Annotated in this window: 8 protein-coding genes; all 8 read right to left on the bottom strand. The window is 33.3% G+C overall.

Translation table 11 applies throughout. From position 1 onward, the window contains the following. The coding region (locus tag KHW44_RS04340) for a helicase HerA-like domain-containing protein (RefSeq protein WP_304066409.1) at positions 1–1,172 on the bottom strand (1,172 nt) is incomplete at its 3' end. Between the two features lie 16 nt (positions 1,173–1,188). Next, positions 1,189–1,698, bottom strand: coding sequence for a hypothetical protein (locus KHW44_RS04335; RefSeq protein WP_304066407.1), 510 nt, complete (start codon positions 1,696–1,698; stop codon positions 1,189–1,191). Position 1,699: 1 nt separating this feature from the next. Further along, positions 1,700–2,977, bottom strand: coding sequence for a glucose-6-phosphate isomerase (locus tag KHW44_RS04330; RefSeq protein WP_304066404.1), 1,278 nt, complete (start codon positions 2,975–2,977; stop codon positions 1,700–1,702). 8 nt (positions 2,978–2,985) lie between these two features. Next, entirely contained in the window at positions 2,986–4,092 is a 1,107-nt protein-coding gene (locus tag KHW44_RS04325; protein WP_304066401.1) for a SpoIIE family protein phosphatase, read from the bottom strand. 12 nt (positions 4,093–4,104) lie between these two features. Then, positions 4,105–5,226: a class I SAM-dependent RNA methyltransferase gene (locus tag KHW44_RS04320; RefSeq protein ID WP_304066398.1), complete on the bottom strand. Its 1,122-nt coding sequence runs from the start codon at positions 5,224–5,226 to the stop codon at positions 4,105–4,107. A gap of 129 nt (positions 5,227–5,355) precedes the next feature. After that, positions 5,356–6,390: a DUF4097 family beta strand repeat-containing protein gene (locus KHW44_RS04315; protein ID WP_002835631.1), complete on the bottom strand. Its 1,035-nt coding sequence runs from the start codon at positions 6,388–6,390 to the stop codon at positions 5,356–5,358. Continuing rightward, positions 6,391–6,705 (bottom strand): PadR family transcriptional regulator, encoded by a 315-nt coding sequence (locus KHW44_RS04310; protein WP_094205238.1) that lies wholly within the window; start codon positions 6,703–6,705, stop codon positions 6,391–6,393. Between the two features lie 68 nt (positions 6,706–6,773). Next, positions 6,774–7,695 (bottom strand): DNA polymerase IV (gene dinB / locus KHW44_RS04305; protein WP_304066394.1); only part of this gene is annotated, 922 nt, incomplete at its 5' end.

The following is a 7,695-nucleotide window of genomic DNA, read 5'->3' as shown; positions in this document are numbered from 1 at the left end:
GATTGAGAAAGTGGCGTAAACGATGAGTGTGGTGGAAGTACAAGTCCTTTTTTAGTTATACTTGGTGCTCCTTTTTCATCCAAAAATGAAATCAACGCTTCACCTGTTCTTAAGTTTACAATTTCATCTTTTACATTCATATCTGAGTTTGCTCTGAAAGTTTCAGAAACTTTTTGCACAGCCTTCAATTCTTTTGGAGAGAAAGCTCTCAATTGATGCACAATTCTATTTCCTAATTGCGAAGAAATCGAATCTGGAATGTCTAGTGGGTTTTGTGTTATGAAGAATATTCCCACACCTTTTGAACGAATGAGTCTTACAACTTGTTCGATTTTATCCATTATCATCTTGTTTGCATTATCGAATAACAAATGTGCTTCGTCAAAGAAGAACACAAGTTTTGGGATTTCTGGATTGCCAACTTCTGGTAGTGATTCGAAAAGTTCTGATAATAGCCACAACAAAAACATTGAATACAAGTTTTTATCGTTGATAAGTTTTGCCGCAGAAATTATATTCACAAATCCGCGTCCATCAGAATCTGTCTTCATCAAATCTCTTATATCCAAACTTGGTTCTCCCAAGAATTTATCTGCACCCATATCTTCGATGTACAATAATTTTCTCATGATTGCACTGATACTTTGAGTTGTGATATTTCCGTATTTTTTTGAATAAACTTCCCTGTTGTCTGACAAATGATTAAGCATAGAACGCAAATCTTTTATGTCCAACAACAATAGTCCTTCCTCATCTGAAACCCTGAATGCAATATTCAAAATTCCAGCTTGTGTATCGTTCAAATCCAAAATTTGCGATAACAAAATCGGACCCATTTCAGAAACTGAAACTCTCAATGGAAGTCCAGCTTCTCCGTAAACATCCCACAAATTTACAGGATAGTTTTTGAAATTAAAATCAGTGATATTCATTTCATCTAGTCTAGATTTAAGATTATCGTTCATTTCACCAACCGATGCTAAGTTTGACAAATCTCCCTTAACGTCTGACAAAATAGTTGGCACTCCCAAATCTGAGAAATATTCGCACAACACTTTTAATGTAACTGTCTTTCCGCTTCCAGTCGCTCCTACAATAAGCCCATGTTGATTTACTTTATTTGAAAGAAGTTCGATATCTTCGTTTCCTCTTGCAATCAATAATTTTTCCACTATTTCCTCCGTATTTCTATTTCTCTTGTATAATTTGTTTCAAATCAATAAAATTAAACGTTGCTTTTTTGTAAAAAACTTTTGTTTTCTTATACTTGTTGTAGTTGTTGTACACTGTAACTGCACACACTGAAAGTGCGAACACCAACAATATGTATTTCCCAAATATCAAATATAAAATCATTCCCATAATCACATAAGATATCGGGCTGTAATCAAACGGCAAATCATAAAAAACACTGTAGAGTATTCTGTCAATACATATTACTGCCAATAACAACCACACATAAATCGCCAAATTGAGTGTATTTGATTCTAATAAATTAAGAATGATTGCTGGAACAAAATACACTCCTGCTCCAATTATAGGTACAAATGAAAGTACCGTAATAAAAAACGATTTGACAAAAACATGGTCAACCTTCGCACATTTCAAAAATAGTACAGACGTCAATAAAACCAATATTATTTTCGAAACCTCGTAACTTTTCTCGTACAAAATTATTTTCTTTAAATTCTCTTTCATATTAATAACCCGGCTTTTCTAATAGTTTAAACATTTGCTTCTTGTATTCTTCAACTCCTGGTTGATTAAAAGGATTCACTCCTAAAACAAGTGCTGAAATTGCTACACTCATTTCAAAGAAATAAATCATATATCCTAGATTTTCTTCATTAATCTCATCAATTTTCACGACAACACTTTCAACATTTGACGACAAGTGCGCATTAAGCGTTCCTTGCATAGCCATCTTATTCACATAATCTACTGATTTACCGCTCAAATAATTCAGATTATCCAAATTATCAGCATCGGATTTTATATACAAATCTTTGCGTGGATTTTCTACTGAAATCACAGTTTCAAATACATTTTTTTGTCCATCTTGAATCATTTGACCCACTGAATGCAAATCCGTCGTGAAATTACACATCATTGGGAATATTCCCTTATTGTTTTTTCCTTCCGATTCTGCGAATAATTGCTTGAACCATTCAGAAAAATATTTCAATCTCATTTCGTAATTAATAAGTATTTCGATGTCTTTTCCATTGCGATACATGTTATTTCTGAATGAAGCGTATTGCAGTGCAAAATTTGACTCATAGTCAAGTTTTGTAAAATCTTCCATTGCATTTGCTGCACCCACCATCAATTGATCAATGTCCAATCCTTTTACGCAAAGTGGCAACAATCCAACAGAAGTTAGAACGGAAAATCTTCCACCGATGTCATCTGGCACTACAAAAGTTTCATAACCATTGATATCAGACAATTCTTTCAATGCACCTTTTTGTTTATCAGTAGTGGCGAAAATTCTGCTCTTTTGTTCTTCTTTTGTGTATTTTTCATCCATTAATTCCTTTATAAATCTAAAAGCGATTGCAGGTTCTGTAGTAGTTCCCGATTTGCTAATTACATTTACACAAAAATCCTTGTCCTTCAAATATTCCAAAAGTTCAGCCAAATACGTAGAAGACAATTGGAAACCAGCGTAGATGATTTCGATGCCCGATTTCTCAAAATAATCGCTCATCGCATAATCAATCGCCTTAGCTCCCATATAACTTCCACCGATTCCAATAACAACTAAACAATCAGACGTTTCTCTTATCTTCTTAGCACATTTTTTAATTCTCTCGAATTCTTCTCTGTCGTAATTTTTAGGCAAATCAATCCATCCTGTGAATTCCTTACCTTCACAGGATTTATTTAAAAGCTTTTCTAAAGCATTTAAGGATTCTGTTCTCAAAGTATCCACCGAATTATGACTTGTCGTATTTGAAAAATCTAGCTTGAACATATTTCCTCCTATAGAACCTTCAAACTCACTAGAACAATATCGTCATCCTGTTCCAAAAATCTAAAAGAATTCACCTCGTTTAACACGTATTCAATTCTTCTATCTGGAACTTTCATTAAATCTCTTTTTAGTCTTTCTTCGCCGTAAAATTCGTTGTCAAATCCTCTAGTTTCAGTTATCCCATCAGTGTACATAATTAATTCATCACCACTGGAGACCAATATATCTCTCTGATCAAACCCAACTCCTTCAAACATTGGAGAGATAGGATGACCTGTAACTTTTAATTCTTCTAATTTATAATTTGAAATCAAAAGTGGAATACCATTGTGACCAGCATTTGCATATGAAAATATTTTGAGTTTTCTATCGTATAACCCATAAAAAATCGTAAAATATTTGTCCACCGATAAATTAAGTTCAGTAAATGTGGTATTCAAATCCTTCAGCACTCTTTTTGGTCTAGAATCTGTAATTCTACTTACCAAATACCTCATTGTCTGTCTGATAAACATCGTCAGAATAGATGCCGCAATCCCATGGCCCACAACATCTGCGATGTAAATTCCTACAAATCTTTCGTCAATATCTATGCAATCAATGATATCTCCAGACAAATCCCTAGATGAAATATAGCTGTAATCCAAATCCAAACCGACATGCTCACCCTTACTAGGCAAAGTTTTGCTTTGAATGTGCTTGGCGAACTTGATTTCATCCTTGATGTCCTTGTTCGCATTAATCAAATCAATCTGAGTTTTGACCTCTTTTGAAATATCTCTGAAAACCTCGACAGTACTTACCACTTCTCCATCTTTATCCATAACTGGAGAAGAAGTTATGGAATAATCCACGCCATTTATTTTTCTTTTTTCTTTGATAGTGCTGTTCAAACGGTATTTCCTATCTGCCAAACATTTTGGAAAATCTTCACTATAATCCAAATAGCAATTCACTCCTATTGGATTGATAGGCATAGATTTTATCATGCTAGTATTGGCAAATATTATTACCCCATCTTTATCTATTACTCTAACTAAATCCTTCATAGAATTTAGAACTTCGTAATCAGATCCTTTGAAATCACTAACATCTTCACTTGATTTCTTCTCCAAGGATATCTCCTCCTATTTAGGTCTCGGACCAAAATATTGATACAAATAACACTTCATATTTCCGTTGTACATCTTTCTATTTTTAGATGCTTTTTTGCCGTAAAATTTCTCAAACTCTTCGCAATCTGTGATTATATATTGTGAGGCGGTCTTGAATTTCGCCATTTTAATTCCCAAATCCTTATAAATTTTCTCGGCTTCTTGTCTTTCGCCAAGCCTTTTTCCATAAGGTGGGTTAGATATTAGAACGAAGTAATTATCATTTAACACAACATTTCTGAAATCTCTCGTCACGAATCTAATATCCTCCCTGACTCCAGCATTTTCCGCATTTGCTATTGCTTTTTCAATCGCTGAGCCGTCCACATCACTAGCGAAAATATCTATCTTTTTATCGTAATCAATGCTCTCCAAGGCTTTGGTACGCTCTTGTTTGTAGGCATCGTTGAATTTATCATTAAAGTTAATAAAATCGAATTTCCTGTCAATCCCTGGTGCAATATTTCTGAATTTTCTCGCAGCTTCTATCGCAAAAGTTCCACTACCACAGAACAAGTCCACAAGAGGTCTGTCGCTGTTTGCAAATGACAAATCGATAATTCCTGCTGCTAAGTTTTCTCTTATAGGGGCAAGAACTGATTCTTCTCTGTAGCCTCTTTTGTGAAGTCCGTCTCCCGAGGTATCCAAAGTTATCGAACAAATATCTTTTACAAGACTAACTTCAATCCTAAATCTCCCCTTGGATTTTGAGAACCAATCCACCTTGTATTTTTTCTGAAGAGATTTAATAATCGCCTTTTCTGTAATCGATTGACAGTCTTTAATAGAAAATAATTTTGATTTGTAACTTCTGCCTTCTACAATAAAATTAGAATCCGCTTCCAAAATATCTAACCAATTTATTTTTTCAACGCCCTTAAAAAGTTGTTCAAATGATACAGCCTTAAAATTACCCAATTCGATTAGAACTCTGTCTGCACATCTCAAATTTATATTTAATTTTGCGATATCTTTTTCATCGCATTCAAGCATTATTCTTCCGTCGTTTACATTCAAATTTTCATAGCCCATATCCAAAAGTTGTCTTTTGACTAAACTCTCCAAACCGAATGCGCAAGTTACTATTATTTTCAAAATTATTATTCCTCCATATTACCTTCTATTTTATCATATTTTCAATGTTTTTTTACGTTATAATAATATTTAACTGTAAATTTACAATAAAAAAACTGCAACGAAAAATCATTGCAGTCTATTTAAATTCTAATCTACAGTAATATCTCCACTAACTGTTGCAGCACTAATTTCGATTTCATCATTTGAGAATGATTGGTCGTGAGATTTACTGATTTTTTTCGAACTATCTTTGTAGTAACTATCGATTTGAATTTCACCGCTAACAGTTCTAAGTTCTATAGAACCTTTCTTTTCTTTGATATGGATATTAATATCGCTAGATACACCTCTCACATTCAAATCTTTGTTTTCGTTCACATCGATTTCGATATCTCCACTTACAGTGTTCACTGTGATTTCTGGATTTTCAGAATTCACCTTCACATCACCGCTTACAGTATTAACGTAAATTTCTTTTTTGCATTTGGAAACTTGAACATCTCCACTTGCAGTGTTGACATTTACATTGTTCGATTGTGTAGTGATATTTACATCACCACTTGAAGTGTTGCAAGTAACATCATTACTAATAACATCTACATTTACATCTCCACTTGCTGTCGCAATGTTTAATCCCAAATCACTGTCTTGTGGAATTTTGATAGAAATTGATTTGATGAAACTTTTTTGGAAGAATTTTTCCATTTTAACTTTGCCAAGCTTCAACACGTGATTCATATAATCTACATCTAACTTTTGTGTTTCATCAGTTGTAGTGTAAGTTACGATAATTTTGTCCAATTCGTGAGTTGACACATCTATGTCTGCATTTGATTTAACTTCAATTCTGTGGAAATCATTGTCGAATTCCAATGTTTGTTGTGATAAATCATAGTCTTTGTCTTTAGATTGGTCAAAAATTTTGGAATTAAAGAAATCACCAATGCTATCCAAGTTAAACATACCAAACAAGTTGTTTTCTCTGATGATTCCAGCTTCTTTACATTCGTTGAATATCTCTCTTGGATTACCTAATTCAGTTGAAATCTCTTCTTCAGTTTTTCCGTTTTCAACGCCGATTCTAAAATGTTCTTCGTAATCATTCTTTATTTCTCTGTAAGTTGTTTCGTCGACATTTCTGAAATAATAATCTAAAAGTTCCATAAATTGTTCTTTATTCATTTAAAAACCCTCCTCTAACAAGGTCTTAACACTTTCAACCAATTTTTTATAATCTTCAAGTTGTGAGTGCAAATAAGTTTTTCCTTCGTCTGTTATCTTATAGTATTTTCTAGATGGACCTGACTCTGATTGTTCAGTGTAATCTTCCAAGTATTTGTCGTTTTTCAATCTTCTAAGCATAGGATAAATTGTTCCTTCGCTCATTGGTATCTTATCTTTTATCTGATCTATAATTTCGTATCCGTAGCTGTCTTGTTTAGATATAACCGATAAGACACATAATTCTAAAATCCCTTTTTTTAATTGTGTGTTCATACCTTACCTCCTGATTACATTATAATACACAGTAGTAAATATTGCAAGGTATTATGCAAAGTTTTTTACTATAAAAATTTTAACTGCTCAAAAGTCGTGTCGCTAAGGTTTGCAGCAGTAATCCCAAAAAGTCTGACAGGCTTTTCAATTTTAGTGTTAACCACAAGATACTTCACAATCCTGTAAATATCCTTGACATCACTAATGTATTCATCAAGAGTCATTGATTTTGTAATCACCGAAAAATCGCTAAGCTTTATTTTAATCCTAATTGTTTTCGCTTTAATATTTTTCTTATGAAGATCTTCCGCCAATTCTTCGCTGAATTCACTGGCTTTTTTTAGTAACTCATTGTAATTTCTCAAATCTCTTTCAAAAGTGTACTCAACGCCAATAGATTTTCTAATTCTTGACAAATCCAACTGTCTATCGTCAATACCACGAATTCTATCGTAAATCACTTCGCCAAATTTACCAAATAATTCTCTCAAATTATTTCTGGATAAATCATACAAATCGCATACTTTTTTTATCCCAATATTATTTAGTTTTTCCTCAGATTTTCTACCAATTCCTTGAATCTTACCAACATTTAAGTTCATCAAAATATCTGGAATATCATCCTGTGTGATAATTTTGATTCCATGAGGCTTGTTCCAATCTGACGCAAGCTTTGCAAGGCTCATATTGTAGCTAATTCCTATAGAGATAGACAATCCCGTTTTTATCCTGACATTTTCTTGGACTAGATTTGCCAACTCCAATCTGTCCATATCTGTATGAGAAATATCCATGCAACCTTCATCTATACTCATCTTTTGAATTTTTGAAGAAAAAGCCGACAAAACCTTGAAAACTTTCTCGCTGTTTCTTCTGTATTTTTCAAAATCCGGAGGTACTATAACAAGATTTGGAACGATCTTTTTCGCTTGAAATATTGGCATCGCAGAATGCAAACCGTACTTTCTCGCTTCGTAATTTGCAGTAGTA

Source organism: Finegoldia magna (assembly GCF_018371055.1).
Classification (GTDB): domain Bacteria; phylum Bacillota; class Clostridia; order Tissierellales; family Peptoniphilaceae; genus Finegoldia; species Finegoldia magna_I.
This window is presented reverse-complemented; position numbering and strand designations above follow the sequence as displayed.